20 protein-coding genes are annotated in these 23,100 nt (G+C 57.4%); 8 read left to right on the top strand and 12 right to left on the bottom strand.

Annotation, left to right across the window (positions count from 1 at the left end; all coding sequences use genetic code 11):
• The first annotated feature begins 140 nt into the window (after nucleotides 1-140).
• The 3 genes from prfB to ACW4YW_RS03515 all read left to right on the top strand — a co-directional run bounded on the left by prfB (nucleotide 141) and on the right by ACW4YW_RS03515 (nucleotide 3,714).
• A protein-coding gene (gene prfB, locus ACW4YW_RS03525) for a peptide chain release factor 2 (RefSeq protein WP_457136289.1) occupies nucleotides 141-1,245 on the top strand; the annotation gives its coding sequence in 2 pieces (ribosomal slippage) (nucleotides 141-221 and nucleotides 223-1,245; 1,104 coding nt in all).
• A gap of 2 nt (nucleotides 1,246-1,247) precedes the next feature.
• On the top strand, nucleotides 1,248-2,777 hold the full coding sequence (gene lysS / locus ACW4YW_RS03520; protein WP_457136288.1) for a lysine--tRNA ligase: 1,530 nt from the start codon (nucleotides 1,248-1,250) through the stop codon (nucleotides 2,775-2,777).
• 379 nt (nucleotides 2,778-3,156) lie between these two features.
• Entirely contained in the window at nucleotides 3,157-3,714 is a 558-nt protein-coding gene (locus ACW4YW_RS03515; RefSeq protein ID WP_457136287.1) for a bactofilin family protein, read from the top strand.
• Nucleotides 3,715-3,782: 68 nt separating this feature from the next.
• Here the strand turns inward: ACW4YW_RS03515 and ACW4YW_RS03510 are convergent, their stop codons facing one another.
• Together ACW4YW_RS03510 and ACW4YW_RS03505 are read right to left on the bottom strand one after the other, a co-directional pair.
• Nucleotides 3,783-5,342: a SulP family inorganic anion transporter gene (locus ACW4YW_RS03510; RefSeq protein WP_457136286.1), complete on the bottom strand. Its 1,560-nt coding sequence runs from the start codon at nucleotides 5,340-5,342 to the stop codon at nucleotides 3,783-3,785.
• Between the two features lie 39 nt (nucleotides 5,343-5,381).
• Complete coding sequence (locus ACW4YW_RS03505; RefSeq protein ID WP_457136285.1) at nucleotides 5,382-6,047, bottom strand: carbonic anhydrase; 666 nt, start codon at nucleotides 6,045-6,047, stop codon at nucleotides 5,382-5,384.
• A 513-nt stretch (nucleotides 6,048-6,560) separates the two neighbouring features.
• Between ACW4YW_RS03505 and ACW4YW_RS03500 the strand changes: the two genes are divergently transcribed.
• Together ACW4YW_RS03500 and ACW4YW_RS03495 are read left to right on the top strand one after the other, a co-directional pair.
• A complete protein-coding gene (locus ACW4YW_RS03500) occupies nucleotides 6,561-7,949 on the top strand; it encodes a porin (RefSeq protein ID WP_457136284.1) in 1,389 nt (462 codons plus the stop codon).
• Nucleotides 7,950-8,051: 102 nt separating this feature from the next.
• Nucleotides 8,052-11,453 (top strand): bifunctional diguanylate cyclase/phosphodiesterase, encoded by a 3,402-nt coding sequence (locus tag ACW4YW_RS03495; protein ID WP_457136283.1) that lies wholly within the window; start codon nucleotides 8,052-8,054, stop codon nucleotides 11,451-11,453.
• Nucleotides 11,454-11,471: 18 nt separating this feature from the next.
• Here the strand turns inward: ACW4YW_RS03495 and fdx are convergent, their stop codons facing one another.
• The 10 genes from fdx to ACW4YW_RS03445 form a co-directional block, all read right to left on the bottom strand.
• Entirely contained in the window at nucleotides 11,472-11,813 is a 342-nt protein-coding gene (gene fdx / locus ACW4YW_RS03490) for an ISC system 2Fe-2S type ferredoxin (protein WP_457136282.1), read from the bottom strand.
• Between the two features lie 3 nt (nucleotides 11,814-11,816).
• Nucleotides 11,817-13,685, bottom strand: a complete 1,869-nt coding sequence (gene hscA / locus ACW4YW_RS03485) for a Fe-S protein assembly chaperone HscA (protein ID WP_457136281.1) — start codon at nucleotides 13,683-13,685, stop codon at nucleotides 11,817-11,819.
• 9 nt (nucleotides 13,686-13,694) lie between these two features.
• The gene (gene hscB / locus ACW4YW_RS03480; RefSeq protein ID WP_457136280.1) at nucleotides 13,695-14,228 is read right to left on the bottom strand and encodes a Fe-S protein assembly co-chaperone HscB; all 534 of its coding nucleotides are present in this window, start codon (nucleotides 14,226-14,228) and stop codon (nucleotides 13,695-13,697) included.
• A 69-nt stretch (nucleotides 14,229-14,297) separates the two neighbouring features.
• On the bottom strand, nucleotides 14,298-14,621 hold the full coding sequence (gene iscA, locus ACW4YW_RS03475; protein WP_309564752.1) for an iron-sulfur cluster assembly protein IscA: 324 nt from the start codon (nucleotides 14,619-14,621) through the stop codon (nucleotides 14,298-14,300).
• Nucleotides 14,622-14,634: 13 nt separating this feature from the next.
• The gene (iscU, locus tag ACW4YW_RS03470; RefSeq protein ID WP_457136279.1) at nucleotides 14,635-15,036 is read right to left on the bottom strand and encodes a Fe-S cluster assembly scaffold IscU; all 402 of its coding nucleotides are present in this window, start codon (nucleotides 15,034-15,036) and stop codon (nucleotides 14,635-14,637) included.
• A 114-nt stretch (nucleotides 15,037-15,150) separates the two neighbouring features.
• Complete coding sequence (locus ACW4YW_RS03465) at nucleotides 15,151-16,368, bottom strand: IscS subfamily cysteine desulfurase (protein WP_457136278.1); 1,218 nt, start codon at nucleotides 16,366-16,368, stop codon at nucleotides 15,151-15,153.
• Nucleotides 16,369-16,379: 11 nt separating this feature from the next.
• Nucleotides 16,380-17,525 (bottom strand): cysteine desulfurase family protein, encoded by a 1,146-nt coding sequence (locus tag ACW4YW_RS03460; protein ID WP_457136277.1) that lies wholly within the window; start codon nucleotides 17,523-17,525, stop codon nucleotides 16,380-16,382.
• Nucleotides 17,526-17,540: 15 nt separating this feature from the next.
• Nucleotides 17,541-18,011, bottom strand: coding sequence for a Fe-S cluster assembly transcriptional regulator IscR (gene iscR, locus ACW4YW_RS03455; RefSeq protein WP_457136276.1), 471 nt, complete (start codon nucleotides 18,009-18,011; stop codon nucleotides 17,541-17,543).
• Between the two features lie 100 nt (nucleotides 18,012-18,111).
• Nucleotides 18,112-18,864, bottom strand: coding sequence for a serine O-acetyltransferase (gene cysE / locus ACW4YW_RS03450; RefSeq protein WP_457136275.1), 753 nt, complete (start codon nucleotides 18,862-18,864; stop codon nucleotides 18,112-18,114).
• A gap of 41 nt (nucleotides 18,865-18,905) precedes the next feature.
• Nucleotides 18,906-19,658, bottom strand: a complete 753-nt coding sequence (locus ACW4YW_RS03445; protein WP_457136274.1) for an RNA methyltransferase — start codon at nucleotides 19,656-19,658, stop codon at nucleotides 18,906-18,908.
• A gap of 119 nt (nucleotides 19,659-19,777) precedes the next feature.
• Here ACW4YW_RS03445 and ACW4YW_RS03440 point away from each other — a divergent pair, with 119 nt between their 5' ends.
• The 3 genes from ACW4YW_RS03440 (at nucleotide 19,778) to ACW4YW_RS03430 (ending at nucleotide 22,895) form a co-directional block, all read left to right on the top strand.
• Nucleotides 19,778-20,584 (top strand): inositol monophosphatase family protein, encoded by an 807-nt coding sequence (locus ACW4YW_RS03440; RefSeq protein ID WP_457136273.1) that lies wholly within the window; start codon nucleotides 19,778-19,780, stop codon nucleotides 20,582-20,584.
• Between the two features lie 314 nt (nucleotides 20,585-20,898).
• On the top strand, nucleotides 20,899-22,257 hold the full coding sequence (locus tag ACW4YW_RS03435) for an ATP-binding protein (protein ID WP_457136272.1): 1,359 nt from the start codon (nucleotides 20,899-20,901) through the stop codon (nucleotides 22,255-22,257).
• Nucleotides 22,254-22,895: a response regulator transcription factor gene (locus ACW4YW_RS03430; protein ID WP_309564761.1), complete on the top strand. Its 642-nt coding sequence runs from the start codon at nucleotides 22,254-22,256 to the stop codon at nucleotides 22,893-22,895. Before ACW4YW_RS03435 ends, ACW4YW_RS03430 begins: the two co-directional genes overlap by 4 nt.
• Nucleotides 22,896-23,100: the final 205 nt, after the last annotated feature.

Genomic DNA, 23,100 nt, shown 5'->3' with positions numbered 1-23,100 from the left:
ATATGATGCGTTGAATTCTAGATAAAACCGGTGCCTGAGAATACATGACTGCGGGCATGGGTATTCTGCACGGCAAACAGCGGCCGCCTGGGCATTAATGTATAATTACGCGCTTTGAATTCAGTCAGTTCGGACATTGCATGGAAGCGGAACAACTTAATCTCATCGCCAACCGCCTGGATGACCTTGCGGAGCGTCACCAGGCCCTACGGGGGTATCTTTGACTTCGAAACCAAGCAGCAACGCCTGGAAGAGGTTTCGCAACTTCTAGAAGACCCCAACATCTGGAACGACAATGAGCGTTCGCAAAAACTCGGCAAGGAGCGGCGCGAGCTGGAGTTCGTCGTCAACTCGATCACCGAAGTCGATAACGGCGTGCGCGATAGCCGTGAGCTGTTCGAGATGGCGCGCGAGGAAAACGATGACGACACCCTGATCAGCATCGATGCCGATACGCAGGCGCTGGAAAAAATCGTCGCTGAAATGGAGTTCCGCCGCATGTTCGCCCACCCGATGGACCCGAACAATTGCTTCCTCGACATCCAGGCCGGTTCGGGAGGCACCGAGGCGCAGGACTGGGCCTCCATGCTGTTGCGCATGTATTTGCGCTATTGCGAGAACAAGGGCTTCAAGGTCGAGGTGTTGGAGGAATCCGAGGGCGACGTGGCCGGCATCAAGAGCGCCTCGCTGAAAATCTCCGGTGACTATGCCTATGGCTTCCTGCGCACCGAGAGCGGCGTGCACCGGCTGGTGCGCAAGTCGCCGTTCGATTCCGGCAACCGCCGCCATACCTCGTTCGCCAGCGTGTTCGTCTACCCCGAGGTGGACGATTCCATTGTAGTGGAGATCAACCCGGCTGACCTGCGTATCGACACCTACCGCGCCTCCGGCGCGGGCGGCCAGCACATCAACAAGACCGATTCCGCGGTGCGTATCACCCACTTGCCGACCAATACCGTCGTGCAGTGCCAGAACGACCGTTCGCAACACCGCAACAAGGACGAGGCGATGAACATGCTGAAGGCGCAGCTGTACGCGCTGGAGCTGCGCAAGCGAAACGAAGAGAAACAGGCGATGGAAGACGCCAAGACCGATATCGGTTGGGGACACCAGATCCGTTCCTACGTGCTCGACCAATCGCGCATCAAGGATTTGCGCACCAATGTCGAGGTCGGCAATACCCAGGGGGTGCTGGACGGCGACCTGGATCCGTTTATTTGTGAAAGTTTGAAGCAGGGAGTGTAAGGGTGAGTGACGCACAAAATTCAAAGGCGGCGAATGAAGCAGCCAGCGCGCAGCAGGATGAAAACCATGTGATTGCCGAGCGCCGCGAGAAGCTCAAGGCGATCCGCGAGCAGGGCGTGGCTTTTCCCAATGACTTCAAGCCCGAGCATGCCGCGCAAAGTCTGCATGACAGTTACGATGCCGTCGAAGGCGAAGAGCTGGAGTCCCAGGCGCTGGGCGTGGCGATCGCAGGTCGCATGATGCTCAAGCGCGTCATGGGCAAGGCTAGCTTCGCCACGGTGCAGGACAAGAGCGGCCGCATCCAGGTGTTCGTCACCAGGGAAAATGTCGGCGAAGAAACCTACGATGCCTTCAAGAAGTGGGACCTGGGCGACATCATCGCGGCACGCGGCACCCTGTTCAAGACCAAGACTGGCGAGCTTTCCGTCAAGGTGAGCGAACTGCGTCTGCTGACCAAGTCCCTGCGTCCATTACCGGAAAAATTCCACGGCCTGGCAGACCAGGAAACCAAATACCGCCAGCGCTATGTCGACCTGATCGTGTCCGAGGAAACCCGCAAGACCTTCGTGGCGCGCAGCAAGATCGTGGCGGCGATCCGTGCCTTCATGCTCAGCCACGAGTTCCTGGAAGTGGAGACGCCCATGCTGCATCCGATTCCAGGCGGCGCGGCGGCCAAACCGTTCATCACGCACCACAATGCGCTGGATATGCAGATGTACATGCGCATTGCGCCCGAGCTCTACCTCAAGCGCCTGATCGTCGGCGGCTTCGAGCGCGTGTTCGAGATCAACCGCAATTTCCGCAATGAAGGCCTGAGCGTGCGCCACAACCCGGAATTCACCATGATGGAGTTCTATGCGGCCTATACGGACTACAAGTGGCTGATGGATTTCACCGAGAGCTGTATCCGCGCTGCGGCGATTGCTGCCTGCGGTTCTGCCGTGGTGGAATACCAGGGGCGTGAGCTCGACCTTGGCAAGCCATTCGAACGGCTGACCATTGTCGGCGCGATCCAGAAATACGCGCCGCAATACAGCTTGGAGCAATTGAGCGACCAGGCTTTCCTGCGCCAGGAGCTGAAGAAATTCGGCGTGGAGGCGTTTGCCCACCTGGGCCTGGGCGCCTTGCAGCTGGCCTTGTTTGAAGAGACGGCAGAAAGCCAGCTCTGGAACCCGACCTATATCATCGACTACCCGGTCGAAGTCTCGCCCTTGGCGCGCGCATCCGACACCGATCCTGCGATCACCGAACGGTATGAATTGTTCATCACCGGCCGCGAGATCGCCAACGGCTTCTCGGAACTGAACGACGCGGAAGACCAGGCAGCGCGCTTCCACGCCCAGGTCGCCGCCAAGGAGGCCGGGGATGACGAGGCCATGTATTACGACGCGGACTTTATCCGTGCGCTCGAATACGGCATGCCACCGACAGGCGGGTGCGGCATCGGCATCGACCGCCTGGTGATGCTGTTGACCGATAGCCCCAGCATCCGCGACGTGATTCTGTTCCCGCATATGCGGCCGGAACACTAATCCTGCCAAGGCCGGTCATACCGGCCTTTTTTATTGCTTGCATGGTTCCAAGATTGTTGTCTGTCAGCGACAGACGCTTTTTGTGTAGGACTTAATAACGCTTTCCAGCTGCTGTGGCCGCATGGCTGATATAGCGTTGTTTGACACCTGCATCTCATGCGGCTTTGACCCTGCCATCCCTGATATTGGGATGGTAGAAGCCTGCGGCGTCGTACATCAGCGACATTTTAGGCGGCAATCTCTTGTTGAATATGAATTGATTTTCATAACAATTTGATTATGAATAATTAATACTGTGTGGCATATACCTTGCTGACTGTCGATGGTCTTGGCCTATTGATCAAATAGGCCTGTCCGTCATCAATTGAGAGGTTTATCCATGTTAAACAAACAAGGTCTATTCAACCGCACTTCCACCCCCCAAAGCAGTTCCAGCGTCAATCCTGTTTCTACCCCCTTGAATAGCAAGCCGGAAACTACCTCGGTGCCGTACCAGGCCACGCCCGTCACCAATACGGCTACTTCTGCCTCCAAACCAGAAACTTCGTCGACGGCGGGCGTGCATGCCGATGCCCAGACCGGCAGCCGCCTGATTGTCGGGCCCGACGTCAAGTTGAAAGGAGCCGAGATCCAGGACTGCGACATCCTGGTGGTGGAAGGGCGCGTTGAAGCCACGATGGATAGCCGCGTGATCCAGATCGCGGAGCATGGCGCCTTCTCCGGCAAGGTGGGTATCGATGTGGCCGAGGTGCATGGCAATTTCGAAGGCGAGTTGACGGCGCGCAGCCAGCTGATCATTCATTCCACCGGCCGTGTGAGCGGGAAAATCCGTTATGGCAAGATCCTGATTGAAGAAGGAGGGGAGCTGTCCGGCGATATCGCTTCCCTCTCTGCGGATGAAGGCAGCAGCAAGGTCAAGCGCATCCAGTCTGCATGAGGCAATGATCCCGAGATAATAAAAAAGCCCCTGACGGGGCTTTTTTATTATGTTGGCCAAGCTACTGGTCAAATGCCATTGGCAGCGGCAGCTTCCTTGGCATGGTATTTACCAATCAGGCTATCCCATTCGATGGTGACATTGCCGCCAGTCATCTGGTATTGCTTTTGCCAGCCATTGAGCAACTCGATGCAGGCATGATCGATATATTCGAGATCATCAAACTGCACATGGATATCGCGGCCGGCTTCCAGATGGTCCAGCACGGAAACCAGCTTGGGAATGCCAAGTTGGGTGGCTGAGCCTTTCAGGTGCAGCGTGGTTTGCTTGCTGTTTGGCTGGTGCTCCGCCTTGATGGAGACATGGGAGAACACGTACAGCAGCTTTGCAATCGACAATGCCAGGCCGGTGACGACGCCTGCCAGCAGGTTGAAGCTGACGATGGTGACGATGGTGATGATGTAGATGGCCAGCTCGGCCTTGCCGTAAGCCAGCAGCTCCTTGGCCACCTTGGGATAGGCCAGCTTGTAGCCGGTATACACCAAGACGCCGGCCAGGGTCGCGACCGGGATGTATTCCAATGTGAACAGGAAAATACTGATGAACAGCAACAGCCACAAGCCGTGCATGATGGTGGAAGCGCGGCTGGTGGCGCCTGCTTCGACGTTGGCGCTGGAGCGCACGATCACGCCTGTCATCGGCAATGCGCTGAGGAAGCCGCAAATGGCGTTACCCACGCCTTGCGCCATCAGCTCGCGGTCGTACTTGGTACGAACGCCCTGGTGCATCTGGTCAACCGCGGCGCAAGACAGCAATGACTCCGCACTGGCAATGAAGGCGAGCGACACGACCGCGAGCAGCACGCCGGCTGTCATGGAGGCTTCAACGGTGCTCATCGTCGGGGTGATGATGGTGCCTAGGATGTTCTGCAGGTTGGTCGGGCCGTCGAACAGGTCGGTGAGGTACTTGATGTCGAAGCTGAACAGGTTGGCGACGATCACTGCCAATACCACCCCGATCAATGCGCCTGGAATCAGCTTGAGCCGCGTAGGGGCATAACGTGTCCAAAGCACGATGGCGGCAATGGTGATGATGCCGGTAATCGCGGCGTAAATATTGCCGCCGTGCGATTCGAATGTTTCCAGCAGCCCGTTAGGGATGTCCATCAGGTTCTTGATGCCGCTAGACAGAGGATCGCGGTCCAGCATGATGTGGAATTGCGAACCGATGATCAGTATGCCGATACCGCCCAGCATGCCGTGGATCACCGCAGGCGAGATAGCGCGGAACCATACCCCGAGTTTGAACACGCCGGCGAGTATTTGCACGAAGCCTGCCGCGAGTACGATCACGCCGTAAATGGCCAGGCCGAACTCGGCGACGATATCGGCCACGATCACGACCAGGCCTGCGGCCGGGCCGCTAACGGTCAACGGGGAGCCCGAAATCGACCCGACCACCAGTCCGCCGATAATGCCCGTGATGATGCCGGCTGTCGGCGGTAAGCCTGAGGCAATCGCGATGCCAAGACATAATGGCACTGCCACCAGAAACACCACAATGGAGGCAAAGAAGTCTTTGCTGAGGCTGCCCGCTTTTACTTCAGCCGTATTGGTTTGAGTTGTCATGCTAGTTTGATCCTGAGAAAGAGGTAGTCCCGATTCGGCCTAGTTCTGCACCAAGGGATGGTCTGCGCTGAATATCTGGTAGGTCTCGGGGAAATCCACCTTGGCTGTGGCCAGGTCGTATACGCCGCCGACAATGCCGATTTCGCCTTTGTTCAAGAGCTCTCGCAGGATGTCGCTGGAGTTCCAAATGGTGTCGATCTGGGTCTTGACGTTGAGTTCGCAGACATGGCCGACAAAGGTATCGTTCGAGGATGAGCGGTTTTCCTTGGTCTGCTTTTCAGCTTCGACGGCAGGAAAGATCATCTTGGTGATTTCGCCGATATGGCCGCCGGAGAAACCGTCGCAGGCTGCCTTGACTGCGCCGCAATTGGTGTGGCCAAGCACGACGATCAGCTTGCTGCCTAGGTATTTGCATGAGTATTCCAGGCTGCCAATCGCCTTGCGCGAGGCAATGTTCCCTGCCAGGCGCACGCTGAAAAGATCGCCCAGGCCCTGATCGAAAATCAATTCTGTCGAGGTGCGTGAATCGCTGCAACTGAGGATGGCGGCAAAAGGATGCTGCTTGTCCTTGGTGATGTTCACTACGTTCAGCAAATCACGGTGGGCCGAAATATTCTGGGTGAAGCGTTCGTTGCCTTCCAGCAGGATGGCCATGGCTTCTTGCGGTGACATTTTGTCGCGGTCTTTTAGTGGGTGTTTGTACATGTTTTTACTTCCCCTGCTAAGTTAAAAATTTATCGTATTAATAGATGATGTATGGGTAAACGGTCTTATGAAAGACAGGATCGGAATTATTTTGTTCCGTATAAATATGATTATTATAGGTAAATTTTATTGTTTCTATAAAAAACTTATTGTAAAGAAATGTAAGTTTGTGAAAGGATTTGGCAAAAATTTCATCGCATCATGCAGTTAAACCATGACGGTTTGATGAAAATAATGGAAAGGAAGGCGGTTTTCTAGTTCTTTTTTGATGCCGGAATTTACCTGTATGTCATAAAACTGTCATTTTCAGTACATCATTCAGTCACATTGCAACCACATACTGCACGCCATATCGCCTTGGAAGCCAAGCTCCATCAGCGATAGGCGGTCTTGCCGCCATGAGCAAGTATCTAGTTCTGATACATAGTCCTAAATAAAATTAAGTGCATGGATTGTAAAGTGATTGCGATGACAACAGGGAAAATGGCCCGCAGAGCCTTAGCGACAGCAGTAATGCTGGCAACGACATCAGCCACTGCAATGGCGGATGCGCAGGTGTTGGAGTTGTATGTGGACTCCACGACCAAACAGATTTTCTCCGAACCCGGACCTAACCGGGTGAAAATGGGAACCTTCAAATCAGTTGATAGCACAGCAGAAGCCAAGAGCGAGAACGCTGCCAGCATCGATCTGGTTGAAATGAAGCAGGAGCTGGAGCTGAGGCAAAGAGAGCTGGAGGAAAAGCTCGACAAGATCGCCATGGCGCCTGCGCCAAAGCCATCCAGTTCCGGCAAGAGCTGGGCTGACACCATGAAGGTGCGAGGCTATATGCAGATCCGCAGCAACCCCATCATCGGCGGCGACAAGGAGATTGCCCACCAGGCGGACCGCTCGATTGGGGATAACACCAACTTCCTGATCCGCCGTATGCGCCTGGTTTTCTCCGGGGATATTGGCGAGCGCCTGTCCTATTATATCCAGCCGGATTTTGCCAGCCGTACAGGCGATGGGACTGGCAATATTGCCCAGTTGCGCGACGCCTACGGCGACATCTACTTGACCAAGGACCGGATACACCGTTTGCGTGTCGGCCAATCCAAGATTCCATACGGTTTCGAGAACCTGCAGTCAAGCCAGAACCGTATCGCGCTGGACCGCAACGACGCCGTGAACAGCTGCTGTAAGGATGAGCGCGACCTGGGCGTCTTCTACTACTACACGCCGAAAGACAAGCAGGAGATGTTCAAGTACCTCGTGGACAGCGGCCTGAAAGGCTCGGGCAACTACGGCGTATTCGCCTTCGGCGCCTACAACGGCACCGGCGCCAACCGCTCCGAGAACAACGACAATCTGCATTTGGTCTCGCGTTTCACTTATCCGGTCAAGTTCGAGAATGGACAGATTTTCGAAGCGGGTATCCAGGGGATTTACGGCACCTTCAAGCCGAGCAGGAGCGGCACGGTGGCGGCAGATTCCAAGACCGACGGCTTCAAGGATCAGCGCGTTGGCGTTCACGCTGTGCTGTATCCTCAGCCTTTCGGCCTGCAGGCGGAATGGAACTGGGGCAAGGGACCTTCTCTGAACGACGCGGGCACCATGGTCGAGGAAAAATCGCTCAACGGCGGCTACATCCAGGCCATGTACCGGATCAAGGATTTCTACGGCTACGGCGTCATGATCCCGTTCGTGAAATGGCAGTACTTTGACGGCGCGCAGAAATTCGAGACCAACGCGCCGCAGAACCATGTCAATGACTGGGAAGCCGGTTTCGAGTGGCAGCCTGTGCCGGAAATCGAGTTCACGGCTTATTATTCCAAGCTGGACCGCAACAACCTGGCGACTGCGCCATACTCGAAATACAACACCGATATATTGCGATTCCAGTTGCAATACAACTTCTAAAACCGGTTCAACACACGCTTCAGCCCGCCATGCGCGGGCTTTTTATTTGTTGAAAGATTTTTAACCGCAGTTGTAGGAATTTACTACTACAATGCGTAGATTATGTATATATCAAGTCACCAGTCTGCTCAACGAACCAGGCCGATCCGATATTTGCTGATCTCGGTGGCGATAGCCCTGGGATATTTCCTCCTCGGGCATAGCACCATCCAGCTCGGGACGCCCGCCACCTTTTCCACCTTCATCTGGCCGCCCGCCGGGTTTGCGCTGGCGGTATTGATACTAGGCGGCGCACGCATGCTGCCCGGACTGCTGCTCGGGGTGGTGGCGACACAATATAGTGCCGGACTGCCCTTCGCCGCAGCGCTCTTGGTCGGTGCTGGCGCGCTCGCCGGCGCTGTCGCAGGCTACTACATCCTCAAGCGCTACCTCAGGTTCGAGCCTGCGATGACGCGCCTGCGCGACCTCATGGGGATGGTGCTGGTAGGCGCGGTCTTCAGCCCATTGCTCAGTGCAAGCCTGGGCAGCTTGGTGCTGCAGTTATTCGGCGTCGTGCAGGGTCCGGCCCTGTATGTCACCTGGCTGCAGTGGTGGATGGGGGACGCCCTGGGCATTATCCTGTTGACGCCCGCCATCCTGGCTTGCTTCTACTACGAGCCTATCCGCTGGACCAGGACCAGGATATTGGAAGCCGTCGCTCTGGCCGGCATGCTGCTGGGCTTGTGCTTCCTTGCGTTCAATGACCTCTTGTCCCAGGCAGGGGAACTGGAAGCCAAGGCGTTCCTGGTCTTTCCGTTGGTGATCTGGGCGGCATTGAGCTTTCATCAACGGGGGGCGGCCGTAGCTTCCCTGTTGATCGTCATGACGGCCTTGTGGGGCGGTGGAGGCTACCACGGCTATTTCAGCATGGAAATCAGCAATGCGGCCTTGTTCAATTATTGGATGTTTGCGCTGGTGACCGTGTCGATAGGCGTGGGATTGTCGGGCCTGCATGTGGGGCGCCTGCATGCGGATGAGCAACTCAGGCGGCAACTGGGACTTTACAACGCGTTGAGCAATGCCCAGTCCGATGCCGGCGAAGGCGTGGTGGTGATCGAGGACGGCAAGATCATTTACGCCAACGAGGCCCTATGGAAAATTGGCGGATACGATGCCCGCGACATCCCGATGGGGTCAAACTTCCTCAGCCTGATCCATCCGAGCGACCGCGAGCGCGTGGCGCAGCATTATGCGCAACGCGTCCGCGGCGAATATACGCCGAGCCGTTACGAAGCGATGGCGATCAGCAAGTCGGGCAAGCCGATCCCGATCGAGGTGGCTGCGGCCAACTATCGTGACGGCAGCGAGCGCGTCGTGGTGCTGATTATCGATATCAGCAGCCGCAAGCAGGCGGAGGAGGCCTTGCTGCAAAGCCGCTCGGAGTATCGCGAGCTGGTGGAATCCGTGAAGGCGGTGGTGTGGCGGGCGACGCCGGATGCGGCCTTCACTTTTGTCAGCCAGGAGGCCGAAAGCCTGCTGGGATACCCGATACAGGAATGGACGGGCAATCCCGGTTTCTGGATGCAGACCATGCATCCGGACGACCGGGAGTGGGCGGTCGACTTCTGCGCCCGGGAAACCCTGCAAATCAAGGATCATGTGCTCGAATACCGGATGCTGGCCGCGGATGGCAGGGTAGTCTGGCTGCAGGACATCGTACGCGTCATCCCGGACCGGTTCGGCAAGCCGCAGGAATTGCTCGGCGTGATGCTGGACATTACCGCCCGCAAGGCTGCGGAAGCCAGCCTCAACCTTTCCAAGCAGGTGTTTGACAATACCAGCGAGGCCATCCTGATTGCGGATCGCGACCTCAATATCCTGGAGGTCAACCAGGCCTACCTGGACATGAACGGATATGAGCGCGGGGATTGCATCGGCGTGCGCTTGTCCTTGCTGGATGAACCGGGGGAGGACGGGCAGACGATCGGCAGCCTGGTAGGGAAGCATGGAAAATGGATGGGCGAATTGCTCGCCCACAAAAAGAGCGGCGAATACTACCCGGAATGGGTGTCCATCAGCACCGTGCACGATAGTAACGGCATCTTGCAGAACTACGTCGTGGTGTTGACGGATATCAGCCAGCGCAAGCAATCCGAGGAGCGGCTGCAGTTCCTTGCCACGCACGACGGCCTGACCGGCCTGCCAAACCGTGGACTGTTGCAGGAGCGCACCGAGCTGGCCTTGTTGCGGGCGCAGCGCTATCAGCAGCGGATAGGGGTGCTGTTCATCGATCTCGACCGGTTCAAGATCATCAATGACACGCTGGGCCACCAGGCCGGCGACATGCTGCTGCAGGAGGCTGCGGGCCGGCTGCGGGAATGCTTGCGGCAGACGGATACCATTGCCCGCCAGGGCGGGGACGAGTTTGTGGTATTGGTCGAGGACTTCACCGAGCAGCAATACTTGGCGAACGTAGCGCGCAAGATCATGCATGCGCTGGCGCAGCCGTTCATCCTGATGCAGCAGGAGCTGTACATCAGCGCCAGCATCGGCATCAGCGTCTATCCTGAGGATGGCGTCGATATCTTCTCCCTGCTCAAGAATGCTGACATGGCGATGTACCGCGCCAAGGACGACGGCAAGAACACCTTCCATTTCTATTCCGCGGAAAGCAACGCCAGCAGCGTCAGCCGCCTGACGCTGGAGAACAGCTTGCGCCGCGCGCTGGAACGCAACGAATTCACCTTGCTGTACCAGGCCAAGCTGGACCTGGCCGAACAGGCCATCATCGGTGCGGAAGCCTTGATCCGCTGGCACAGTGCCGAACTCGGCCTGGTCCCCCCACAGGATTTCATCCCGATCGCCGAGGAAACCGGGCTGATTATCGAGATCGGCGAATGGGTGCTGCAGCAGGCATGCCGCGACGCCTACCGCTGGCAGTCGGTTGCCGGTAGGCCGGTACGGGTGGGCGTGAATATTTCCGCGCGGCAGTTCCGCGAGGACAGCCTGCACAAGGCGATCATCAATGCATTGGAGGAGAGCGGCCTCACGCCGGATTGCCTGGAGCTGGAGATCACGGAGAGCATGATCATGCAGAATGCGGAACGCGCCAGCCAGATGCTGCAGCATTTCCGCGACTTGGGCAGCCACGTGTTGATCGATGACTTCGGCACCGGGTATTCATCTCTGGGCTATCTTAAGCATTTTCCCATCGACTCGTTGAAGATCGACCGCTCCTTCGTGCGCGACATCCCGCAGGATAGCGACGATATGGCGATCACGCAGGCCATCATCGCCATGGCGCACAGCCTCAAGATCAATGTGGTGGCCGAGGGGGTGGAAACCCAGGCGCAGCTCGAGTTCCTGCGGAGGCAGGGATGCGACCAGTTGCAGGGGTATATCTTCAGCCGCCCGCTCACCGGGGAGGATTTCCTCGGCATGTTGCGCTTTGACACAGCGCGGCGCGCAGGGCGCACCTATCTCCGTGACCTTCAGCTTCAGGAGCCTGGGCTAGCCGAGGCCTGAGCCCGTAAATGAAACTGGCTAGTGGGGAGGTTCCTTGGCCAGGTTGAGGGAGTAGATCGGTATTTCCACCACGATATCCTCGTCACCGACGATGGCCTGGCAGGAGAGGCGGGAATTGGGTTTCAGCCCCCAGGCCTGGTCCAGCATGTCTTCCTCTATTTCCTCAGGCTCGGATAGCGAGTTGTAACCCTTCTGGATATAGACGTGGCAGGTGGTGCAGGCGCATACGCCGCCACATGCGCTGTCGATGTCGATATCCTGCTTGTGCAGGTTGTGGCAGATCGACCTGTCTGGTTGCGCTTCGAATGTCTTGCCCTCAGGGCAGTATTCCGGATGGGGAAGAACAGTAATTTTTGCCATGGCCTAGAGTTCCAGAGTATTCAGTGATTGCCCGGCAAGCGCCTGCCTGACCGAGGCATCCATGCGGCGCGCGGCAAAGGTCTCCGTCGCGTGATTGAGGGCATCGACGGCCTTGTTGATCGCGTCGCTATCCTCCTGTTGTGAAAAGTTGCGCAGGTTTTCCATTTGCCTGGTGATCTCGGCTCTTTCCTCGTCGTTCAACAGCGTGGCGCCATCCTGGCGCAACGCTGCTTCAATCGCTTCCAGCAGCCTGGCGGAATCTACCCTGGCTTCCTGTAGCGCACGGGCGTGCTTGTCCGCCTCCGCAGAAGTGAATGAGGCTTGCAGCATGCTGGTGATCTGGTCCTCGCTCAGGCCATAGGACGGCTTGACCACGATATTGGCATGGGCGCCGCTGGTCTGTTCCTGCGCCGATACCGACAGTAGCCCGTCGGCGTCGACCTGGAACGTCACGCGAATGCGCGCCGCGCCTGCCGCCATCGGTGGGATGCCGCGCAATTCGAATCTGCCCAGCGAGCGGCAGTCCGTTACCAGCTCGCGCTCCCCTTGCAGGACGTGGATGCTCATGGCCGTCTGGCCGTCCTTGAAGGTGGTGAAATCCTGCGCGCGCGCGATAGGCAAGGTGGAGTTGCGGGGGATGACTTTCTCGACCAGCCCGCCCATGGTTTCCAAACCTAGGGAAAGCGGGATGACATCCAGCAGCAGCAGTTCATCGTCATGCCGGTTGCCCGCGAGGATATTGGCTTGGATGGCCGCCCCGAGCGCGACGACCTGGTCCGGGTCCAGGTTGGTCAAGGGTTCCTGCCCGAAAAAGCCGGTGACGGCCTGGCGTACTTGCGGCATGCGGGTCGCCCCGCCCACGAGCACAATGCCCTTCACGTCCTCCACCGCCAGCGAGGCGTCCCGCAATGCTTTGCGTATCGGGGTCAAGGTGCGGTTGAGCAGTTGCTGGGTGAGGCTGTGGAACTCCGCCTGGCCCAGGGTCAGGTTCACTATTTCGCCATCGCTGAGCACGGCAGTGATATTGGCGCTTGCATGCTCGGTGAGCCATTCCTTGGCTTCCTTGGCTTTGGTCATGAGCAGGCGCGTATCGGCGGGGTTGAGGGGCTGCAGGCGCGCCTGTTCCAATATCCAGCAGAAAATGCGGCGGTCGAAGTCGTCTCCGCCAAGCGCGGAGTCGCCGTTGGTGGACAATACCTCGAAAACGCCCTTGGTCAGGCGCAGGATGGAAACGTCAAAAGTGCCGCCGCCAAGGTCGTAGATGACGTAAATGCCTTCCGACGAGTTATCCAGGCCATAGGCGATGGCGGCCGCCGTCGGTTCGTTCAACAGGCGCAGCACGTTCAACCCGGCAAGGCGGGCGGCATCCTTGGTGGCCTGGCGCTGGGCATCGTCGAAGTAGGCCGGTACTGTGATGACGGCGCCGGTCAGCTCTCCCCCAAGGACCTGCTCGGCACGCGCCTTGAGCGCTTTTAGTATCTCGGCAGAAACCTCGACCGGGCTCTTGATGCCGGCGCGGGTTTCAATTTGCACCATGCCCGGCATTTCAACAAAGCGGTACGGCAGATGGTTGGTATCCCCGATATCACCCAGACCGCGACCGAGAAAGCGCTTGACCGATACGATGGTGTTCTGCGGGTCCTGGCTTTGCTGTAGCTGGGCAGGATAGCCGACCTCGATCTGGCCATCGGCGGTGTAGTGCACGACGGAAGGGAGCAATGCGTGTCCGGCTTCATCAAGCAGGACCGTGCTCAGGCCACTGCGCACCGTCGCGACAAGGGAATTGGTCGTACCCAGGTCTATGCCCACCGCCAGGCGATGCTGGTGCGGCGCCGTGCTCATGCCGGGTTCTGATATCTGTAGTAAAGCCATAGCTTGCCGTTACTCGTCTTCCAGTTTGCTTATCTTATGTTCGACATCGCTGCGTATTTTGTCGACGAAACTCAATTTGCGCACAATGTCAGCGGCTTCCTGCCATGCATGTTGCCGGTCCAATGTATCGGCCAATGTTTGCTCCAGCGTCTTGGCCTGTTCACGCATGTCCTTGAGCAGGGCGTCCAGAGCCGTGACGTCGCCGTCGCCAAACGCTTCTTCCACTGCTTCACGCCACTCCATCTGCAGCATGAGGAAATCGGCAGGCATGGCCGTGTTGCTTTCCTCATCCGTGTCCACGCCTTGCAATTGCAGCAGGTAACGAGCGCGCGACGTTGGATGCTTGAGGGTACGGTAGGCCTCGTTGGCCTGGGTTGCCCACTGCATGGATTGCATGCGCTCGTTGGGCGAGGCCGCCACGAAACGGTCGGGATGCACTTCTGCCTGCAGTTTGCGGTAGTGCTGGTCCAGCAATGCCATATCCAGTGCGAACTGGGCAGGCAGGCCAAAGAGCTCAAAGTGGTTCTGCTGTATATTGAACATAAAGGATGGAGATTGAACAGGAGAGGGCAGCCAGGCTACTGCTGGCCACCAGCGGCAGGGGAAAGCGGGCTATACCGTAAAGCTTTCACCGCAGCCGCATTCGTCCTTCACGTTCGGGTTGTTGAACTTGAAGCCCTCATTGAGGCCTTCCTTGGCAAAATCCAGCTCTGTGCCGTCGATGTAGACCAGGCTTTTCGGGTCGACGATCACCTTGACGTCATGGCTTTCAAACACCAGGTCTTCCGGATGGATGTCGTCAACGAACTCCAGGGTGTAAGCCATGCCGGAACAGCCCGTCGTCTTGACGCCCAGGCGCAGGCCAACGCCTTTGCCGCGGTTGGCAAGGAACTTCTGCACCCGCTTGGCTGCAGTTTCTGTCAGCGAAATTGCCATGCATGGACCTCCTTTAGGCTGCCTGTTCGTCCTTGACGCCCTGCTTGGCCTTGAGGTCCGCCACCGCTGCACGGATGGCGTCTTCTGCCAGCACGGAGCAATGGATCTTGACCGGAGGCAGTGCCAGCTCTTGTGCGATGTCGGAATTCTTGATTTCCATCGCCTGGTCGAGGGACTTGCCCTTGATGAGCTCGGTCACGAGCGAGCTGGAAGCAATCGCGGAGCCGCAGCCGTAAGTCTTGAACTTGGCGTCCTCGATGATGCCCTGCTCGTTGACCTTGATTTGCAGTTTCATCACGTCGCCGCAGGCTGGCGCGCCCACCATGCCGGTGCCGACGGAAGGGTCGCTCTTGTCCAGCGAGCCTACGTTGCGTGGGTTTTCGTAGTGGTCGAGTACTTTGTCTGAATAAGCCATTTTTCTACTCCTCAATGTTGCCAATATGCCGCTGTTACCGCTCGCGGCACCTCGGCAGGTGCATTTATCAATCTTGCCCCCTATGGGGCCAACCAGGCTTGCCCGAAATATTCCTTAATGCGCTGCCCATGCCACGCTATTCAGGTCCACACCTTCCAGGTGCATCTCCCAAAGCGGGGACAATTCGCGGAGCTTGCCGATCTTGCTCTTCATCAATTGCACGGTGTAATCGATATCCTCTTCCGTCGTGAAGCGCCCGATCGAGAAGCGGATGGAACTGTGCGCCAATTCGTCCGAACGACCCAGCGCCCGCAGGACATAAGACGGCTCCAGGCTGGCCGAGGTGCACGCGGAACCGCTGGAAACGGCAATGTCCTTGACCGCCATGATCAACGATTCGCCCTCGACAAAGTTGAAGCTGATGTTCAGGTTGTGGGCGACGCGGTGTTCCAGGTCGCCATTGACGTAGACCTCGTCAATCTCCTCCAATCCCTTGAGCAGCCTGTCGCGCAACTGGCGAATGCGTACGTTCTCGCTATCCATTTCTTCACGAGCGATACGGAAAGCCTCTCCCATGCCGACGATCTGGTGGGTTGCCAGCGTGCCTGAACGCATGCCGCGTTCATGACCACCGCCATGCATCTGCGCCTCGATGCGCACGCGCGGCTTGCGGCGCACGTACAGGGCGCCAATGCCTTTGGGGCCGTAAGTCTTGTGGGCGGAGAAGCTCATGAGGTCCACAGGCAGCTTTTGCAGGTCGATATGCACTTTGCCGGTGGCCTGCGCGGCATCCACGTGGAAAATCACGCCTTGCTCGCGGCAGATATTGCCGATTGCTTCGATATCCTGGATCACGCCGATTTCGTTGTTGACCAGCATGACCGATACCAGCACGGTATCCGGACGCAAGGCCGCCTTGAATTTTTCCAGGTCGACCAGGCCGTTGGGCTCGGGAATCAGGTAGGTCGCTTCGTAGCCCAGGCGCTCAAGCTCACGCACCGTATCGATTACCGCCTTGTGCTCGGTTTGCACCGTGATGATATGTTTGCCCTTCGAGGGGCTGTAGAAATTGGCCGCGCCCTTGATTGCCAGGTTGTTGGATTCGGTCGCGCCTGAAGTCCAGACGATTTCGCGCGGGTCGGCATTCACCAGCTTGGCTACTTCCTCGCGTGCGTTCTCCACGGCCTTTTCCGCTGTCCAGCCGAAGGCATGGCTGCGCGATGCCGGGTTACCGAAGTGTTCGGTAAGGTAGGGGATCATCTTTTCAGCCACCCGTGGATCGATCGGGGTGGTGGCTGAATAATCCAGATAAATTGGCGTGCGTACTGTCATTTTCCGATTTCCTAAACTGCGATAGCAGTTAACTTTCTCAATCTTGCGAGTTCGCGTTCCAGCGCTTGCAGGAAGGCGTTGACCTCATCTATGTCGTTATTCGTGCCCAGGCTGACCCTGATCGCGCCACGAGCGGTATCCGGCTGGACGCCCATGGCCAGCAGGACATGGCTGGGCTCGGTATTGTCGCTGGAACAGGCCGAACCGCTCGCAACCGCAAACCCTTGCTTGTCCAATGCCATCACCAGGGTTTCGCCTTCAATGCCGCTGAATGCAAAAAAGCTGGTGTTGGGCAAACGCTCGGCTCCGGCACCGAAAATAATCGCATCCAGCTTGCGGATGCCTTGCTCCAAATGCTCGCGCAGGAAGGCCAATTCGCTGCGACGGCGTCGCGCTTCCACGGATGCCAGCTCGCAGGCGGCGCCAAAGCCCACGATCGCGGCGATGTTCTCGCTGCCGCTCCTCAAGCCTCTTTCCTGTCCGCCGCCGTAGAGTAACGGCTGGATATCAATCCGCTTGTCCAGGATCAATGCGCCGGCGCCTTGAGGGCCATTGATCTTGTGTGACGACAGGCTCATGGCATGCACATTGAGGCTGCCGAAGTCCACGTCCATCTTGCCTAGCGCCTGCACCGCATCGGTATGCATGTAAGCCTTGTGCTCACGTGCAAGCTCACCCAGGCCGGCAACATCCTGGACCACGCCAGTCTCGTTATTCGCCAGCATGACCGAGACCATGTCGGTCTTATTTTTCAATATGGATTCCAGCGAGGTTTTTTCAACCTGCCCATGCTGGTTGCTGGCAATCCGCTCAAGCTCCCAGCCTTGCCACCTCAGCGCTTCGGCCGGCCGGGATACCGCTGGGTGCTCCAGGCTGCTGACGGCAATCCTGCCTTTGCCCAAGGCATTGGCTACGCCCGTGATGGCAAGGTTGTCAGCTTCGGTGCCGCCGCTGGTGAAGATTACTTGTGAAGGGTGCGCGCCAACGGCATCCGCTACCTGTTCGCGTGCCTGGTCAATGGCATTGCGCGCCGAGCGGCCGTAAATGTGGCGGCTGGTGGCATTGCCTTGCTGTTCCGACAAATATGGCAGCATGGCCTGCAACACCGTGGGGTGAAGGGCTGTGGTGCCATTGTTGTCAAAATAGACCGGGCGCATGTTGCAATCCTTGGCTTAGGCTGCGACCTGTACCTGCGGGCGCGAGGTTTCGCGGCGCACCGTGAAGCGGATTTCCTTGCCTTCGCGCTGAGAGGCCACCAGATCGGCAAGCGCAACGCCAGAGAGGTATTCCAGTATCTTGGCGTTGAGGCTGGACCACAGGTCGTGCGTCATGCAAGGCTTGCCTTCGTGGCAGTTTTCCTTGCCGCCGCACTGGGTGGCGTCGATCAGCTCATCCACGGCTGTGATGATGTCCGATACGGAAATGTCATGGTGGTTTTTGGCCAAGCGATAACCGCCGCCTGGGCCGCGCACGCTCTTTACCAGGCCGTTGCGGCGGAGGCGGCTGAAAAGCTGTTCTAGGTAGGAAAGGGAAATGCCTTGGCGCTCGCTGATGCCAGCAAGGGTGACCGGCTTTTCCTCTTCGTTGAGGGCCAGATCCAGCATCGCAGTCACTGCAAAACGGCCTTTTGTGGTTAATCGCATGTTCAGTTCCTAAAGTTGTTCGGATGGCGCGCCATTACTGGGTTGGCGCGGCTTTTTCACGACGGATTTCTAGACTGGAATTCTAGAATACCTGAACACTTTAGTCAACTATTTTGTTGATGTAGTTCACATCGAAAGCGTGCCCGACTTCGGCATCGGTTTCGATGTCTGCACCGAGTTTTGCCAACTGCTGCTTGACCTCCTGCAGTTGGTTGTCCTGATAGGCGATATGCTCAATGAGGGCATGAATGGCCTTGTTCAAAGGATCGTTCATGTTTTCGCTGACGGCATAGGCTGCAAAGCCGATCTTTTCCGCCATGCTGTCCTGCTGCCGTGGCTGTTCCTGGTCGACGATGCGCGCGGGAATGCCGACGGCGGTGGCATTGTCGGGGATGTCCTTGACGACAACGGCATTCGAGCCGATCTTGGCTTTGGCGCCGATCGTGATCGGGCCGAGCACTTTCGCGCCCGCGCCGATCACGACGCCGTTCAACAATGTGGGATGGCGCTTGCCTTTGTTCCAGGAGGTGCCGCCCAGGGTGACGCCGTGGTACAGGGTACAGTCGTCACCGATCACGGCAGTCTCGCCGATGACCACGCCCATGCCGTGGTCGATGAAGACGCGCCGGCCGATGACGGCGCCAGGATGGATTTCAATGCCGGTGAGCCAGCGTGCGATATAGGAGCTGAGCCTGGCCAGCCAGTAAAGGCGCATCCGCCAGAGCCGGTGCGAGACCCGGTGTATGAGCAGGGCATGTACGCCCGGATAGGTGGTGAGGATTTCCCAGCGCGTGCGGGCGGCAGGATCCCGCTCGAATACAACGCTGATGTCTTCTTTGATTTTGCTGAACATCCTACTATTTTACTCTGAAATTGGATGCAAGCGTTGATGTCTCAAGGGGAAGGCGTTCGTGGCGGATAGGGCGTTTGCGTGGCGCTGAGTATGCCCCGCAGGATGTTGACTTCCTCTTTTTCCAGCCCTGCGCGGCCATACATGCGGCGCAGGCGCTGCATCAGGCGCTTGGGTTGTGCAGGATTCAGAAAGCCGATCTCGACCAGTACCTGCTCCAGGTGTGCGTAGAAACGCTCGACCTCGTCGCTGGTGGCCAATGGGGCGGGTTCGGTGCTGGCTGGTTGCGGATTGTCCAGTGCGGCCATGCGCAGCTCATAGCTGATGACCTGCACGGCTGCGGCAAGATTGAGCGAGGAGTATTCCGGGTTGGCGGGAATCATAGCCAGTAATTGACAATGGTCGAGTTCCGCATTGGAAAGCCCGCTCATTTCCGTGCCGAACACGATGGCGACAGGGGAGTCGTGGGCTGCGTCAATCGCGCGTTGCACGCCCTCATGGGCTGAGACCAACTCATGTGAAAGTTCGCGCCTGCGTGCGCTCATGCCGATGGCAAGCGTTGTGCCATGCAATGCCTCCGCCAAGGTTGCGCATACCTCGGCGTTATCGAGGATGTCAGTAGCGCCCGATGCCATGGCGGTCGCCTCGGTATGAGGGAACGATTTCGGCTTGACCAGCAAGAGCCGTGACAACCCCATGGTCTTCATGGCGCGAGCAGCGGCCCCTATGTTGCCTGGGTGGCTTGTCTGGCAGAGCACGATACGGATTTGTTGCAGCAGGTTGGGTTTGGAGGTCATGGCAATAAAGCTTAAAATATCATTTTAACAGTTTAGGCCTTGTGCTCGAAAAAGCACATTTGCCACTTGTTCTTTAAAACCAGCCCGGCCTGCCGGGACATCGATAACGGAAAGAATCTATGCATTTGTTGAACAATGCGGTCAAGGCCGCCCGCCGTGCAGGCGATATTATCAATCGTGGCTCTTTGGATGTGGGCGCCCTGACGGTGCGCAGCAAGGATTACAACGATTTCGTCAGTGAAATCGACCATGCTGCCGAGGCTGCCATTATTGATGTGCTGAAGAACGCTTATCCTGACCATGGGTTTTTTGGCGAGGAAAGCGGCAAGCAGGACGAGGATGCGGAAAACGTCTGGATCATTGATCCGTTGGACGGCACGACCAATTTCCTGCATGGTTTCCAGCAATATTCCGTTTCGATCGCATTAAGGCAAAAGGGCCAGATCACGCGCGCGGTCATCTACGATCCTAGCCGGAACGATCTGTTTACCGCCATTCGCGGCGGCGGCGCTTTCCTGAACAATAAGCGTATCCGTGTCACCAATCGACCCAAGTTGCAGGATTCCCTGATCGGCACGGGTTTCCCGTTCCGCGACTTCACCCATTTCGAGACTTACCTCGGCATGTTCAAGGACATGGTGAAGAAAACCGCCGGCTTGCGCCGTCCCGGCTCTGCCGCGCTTGACCTGGCTTATGTCGCGGCCGGATGGTTTGACGGTTTCTGGGAAATCGGCCTCTCTACCTGGGATATTGCGGCTGGCGCTTTGCTGGTGCACGAAGCAGGCGGCTTGGTCGGGGATTTCGAGGGCAACGAGGGTTTCCTGGAAAGCGGCAATATCGTCGCAGCCAACCCCAAGGTGTTCGCCCAGATGCTGCAGGTCCTGTCGCCGCATTTGACCGAAGAGTTGAAGACCAAGAAGAAGTAATGTCCAGGGCAACGGATGTTGCCCATTTCAAATCTACATATCCATAAAAGAAAAAAGCCAGCGTGAGTTTTCACGCTGGCATTACACTATGGAGAAGTTGCAAAGAACATGGAGTGAACTCTTAACTTCTGGGACCCATTCTAGAGAGTGAGCGGGCCGGTGGCTGTAGGAATGTGTCACTTGGGTAGGGGGAAATGTTCATTCAAATTTCGTGCTGAATGGATAGGTGTCGGGACTTTTTCCCGTTTCTGTTTTCGGAGAACTGATTTAAATTGCGCAATCACCCGCAACCGCCTGCTCAATCAAGTTCGCCGATGAACCTAAAATTACGTCTCAACCTGATCATTACCCTGCTGTTGGCATCGGTGCTGTTGCTTGCTGCAATCATGATGGTCCATAACGCGCGGGATGACGTACGTGCGGAAGTGCAATCCACCGCTACGCTGGCCATGCACCTGCTGGATGCGGAAATACTGCATTACACCTCCGACTTTGCCTGGCTGCGCGAGACTGATGGCCAAAATTCCAATTCCATGTTCCGGTTGCACAGCCTGGGAAACGTCCGGCACCTGCGCATTGAGTTTTTTGACGCGAACGGGCGCCTGCGGGATAGCAATATTGAAGGCGACAAGCAGGAACCCGCTTCCTGGCTAGTGCGGACCATGGGATTCATTTCCCCGGCCATGCCTGAAATCCGCCGCAAGATTTTTGTCAGCGGCCGCATGATCGGCGAGTTGGTCGTCACCCCCGATCCCAGCTATGAAATCCAGGAAGTGCTCGGCGATATCATGGGGTTGCTGCTGCTCGTGGCGATTTTCTTTGTGGCCGTCAATGCGTTGGTGTATTGGGCGGTGGGACGCGCGATGCGGCCGGTCGACAGCGTAATGACGGCGTTGAACGAGCTGGAGCGCGGCAACCTGAAGGCGCGGTTGCCGGAGTTTGAACTGCCGGAGCTGGCTGGCATCAGCCGCAAGTTCAATGCCATGGCCGAAACGCTTGAAACGAGCATTCACAACAATCATAAGCTCACGCAGCAGATGATCCGTCTGCAGGAGGACGAGCGCAAGAACCTCGCGCGCGACCTACATGATGAAATCGGGCAGTACCTCACGGCCGTGCATGTCGACGCTTCCGCCATCCTCAACGCCAAGAATATCGAAGGGGCCAAGGAAAGCGCCAAAGCCATCAGCGTCGTGGCGCGGCAGATGATGGATATCGTGCATGACATGCTGCAGAGGTTGCGTCCGTCCGGTCTGGATGCGTTCGGGCTCAGCACTGCCGTGACAGACCTGGTGAATACCTGGAAACAGCGTAACCAGCAGGTTGAAGTGCGTTTCGAGATTCCGGAGCGTCTCGACGACGTTCAGGATGAGACGACGGCAATCGCGGTCTACCGCATCGTGCAGGAATGCCTGACCAACGTCACCCGCCATGCGCATGCCAGCCAGGTGGATATACGGATCAGTATCGAGGGTGCTATGCTCAGGATTGCCGTTGAGGATAACGGACGGGGGTTCAATACTGCCCAGTTGCCCTCGGGTTTCGGCCTGGCCGGCATGCGTGAGCGCGTGGAAGGCCTGGGAGGGCGTTTCTCATTGGAAAGCGCTTTGGCTGCCGGCGCGCGCGTCAATGTCGAGCTGCCATTACAAGAATCAGTAGGGGATAAACAATGAGTGTGAATATTCGCGTCATGTTGGTGGACGATCATGAGGTCGTCCGCTCCGGCCTGCGGCGCCTGCTTGAGCAAAATGACGGTGTGGAGGTCATTGCCGAGGCGGACAGCGGGGAACAGGCGTACCAGTTCTATGGCGAGCATGTGCCTGACGTTGTCGTGATGGATATGTCCATGCCCGGTATGGGCGGGCTGGAAGCCTTGCGGCGCATCATTGCGCGCTATCCCCAGGCCCGCGTCATTATTTTTTCCATGCATGAGAATGCCGCATTCGCATCGCAGGCGCTGGGCGCGGGTGCCAGGGCCTATGTTGCCAAGTCCGGCGCGGCGGACGATCTGGTCCAGGCGGTGCGCGAGGTGGCGCAGGGCAAGGGATACCTGAGCCCGGGAATCGCCCAGCAGATTGCGTTGCAGACGCTCTCGGGAAGCGACGACCCGACGCGCCTGTTGTCCGCGCGCGAGTTTGAAGTATTCCGCCTGCTGGCTGCGGGTAAGGGCATAGAGGAGATTTCCACGATCCTCAAGATCAGCCAGAAAACCGTAGCGAATTACCAGACGCTGCTGAAGCAGAAATTAGGCATTACCAGCCCGATCGAACTGGTCCGACTCGCTATCAAGCATGGCGTAATTGAAGGTTGAAGCATGATTCCCGGGTTTTTCGGTATGCCTTCCTGAAAATCGAAAGATTTTGTCATTGTCGGGAATAATTCCTGGTATTTTTGGGGAATTAATGCGGTGGCTGATTCAACCGCTTAGGCATAGGATGCTACTTAACAGCTTGGATTTTTCAGTAAGACGTTTCCCCATCAAGCCTGTTGTTCAACTCCATACCACTAAGGATTTA

The sequence above is a fragment of the Methylobacillus pratensis genome (assembly GCF_054072455.1).
Note: the sequence above shows the minus strand (reverse complement) of the source record. Positions and strands in the feature narration are given on the sequence as shown.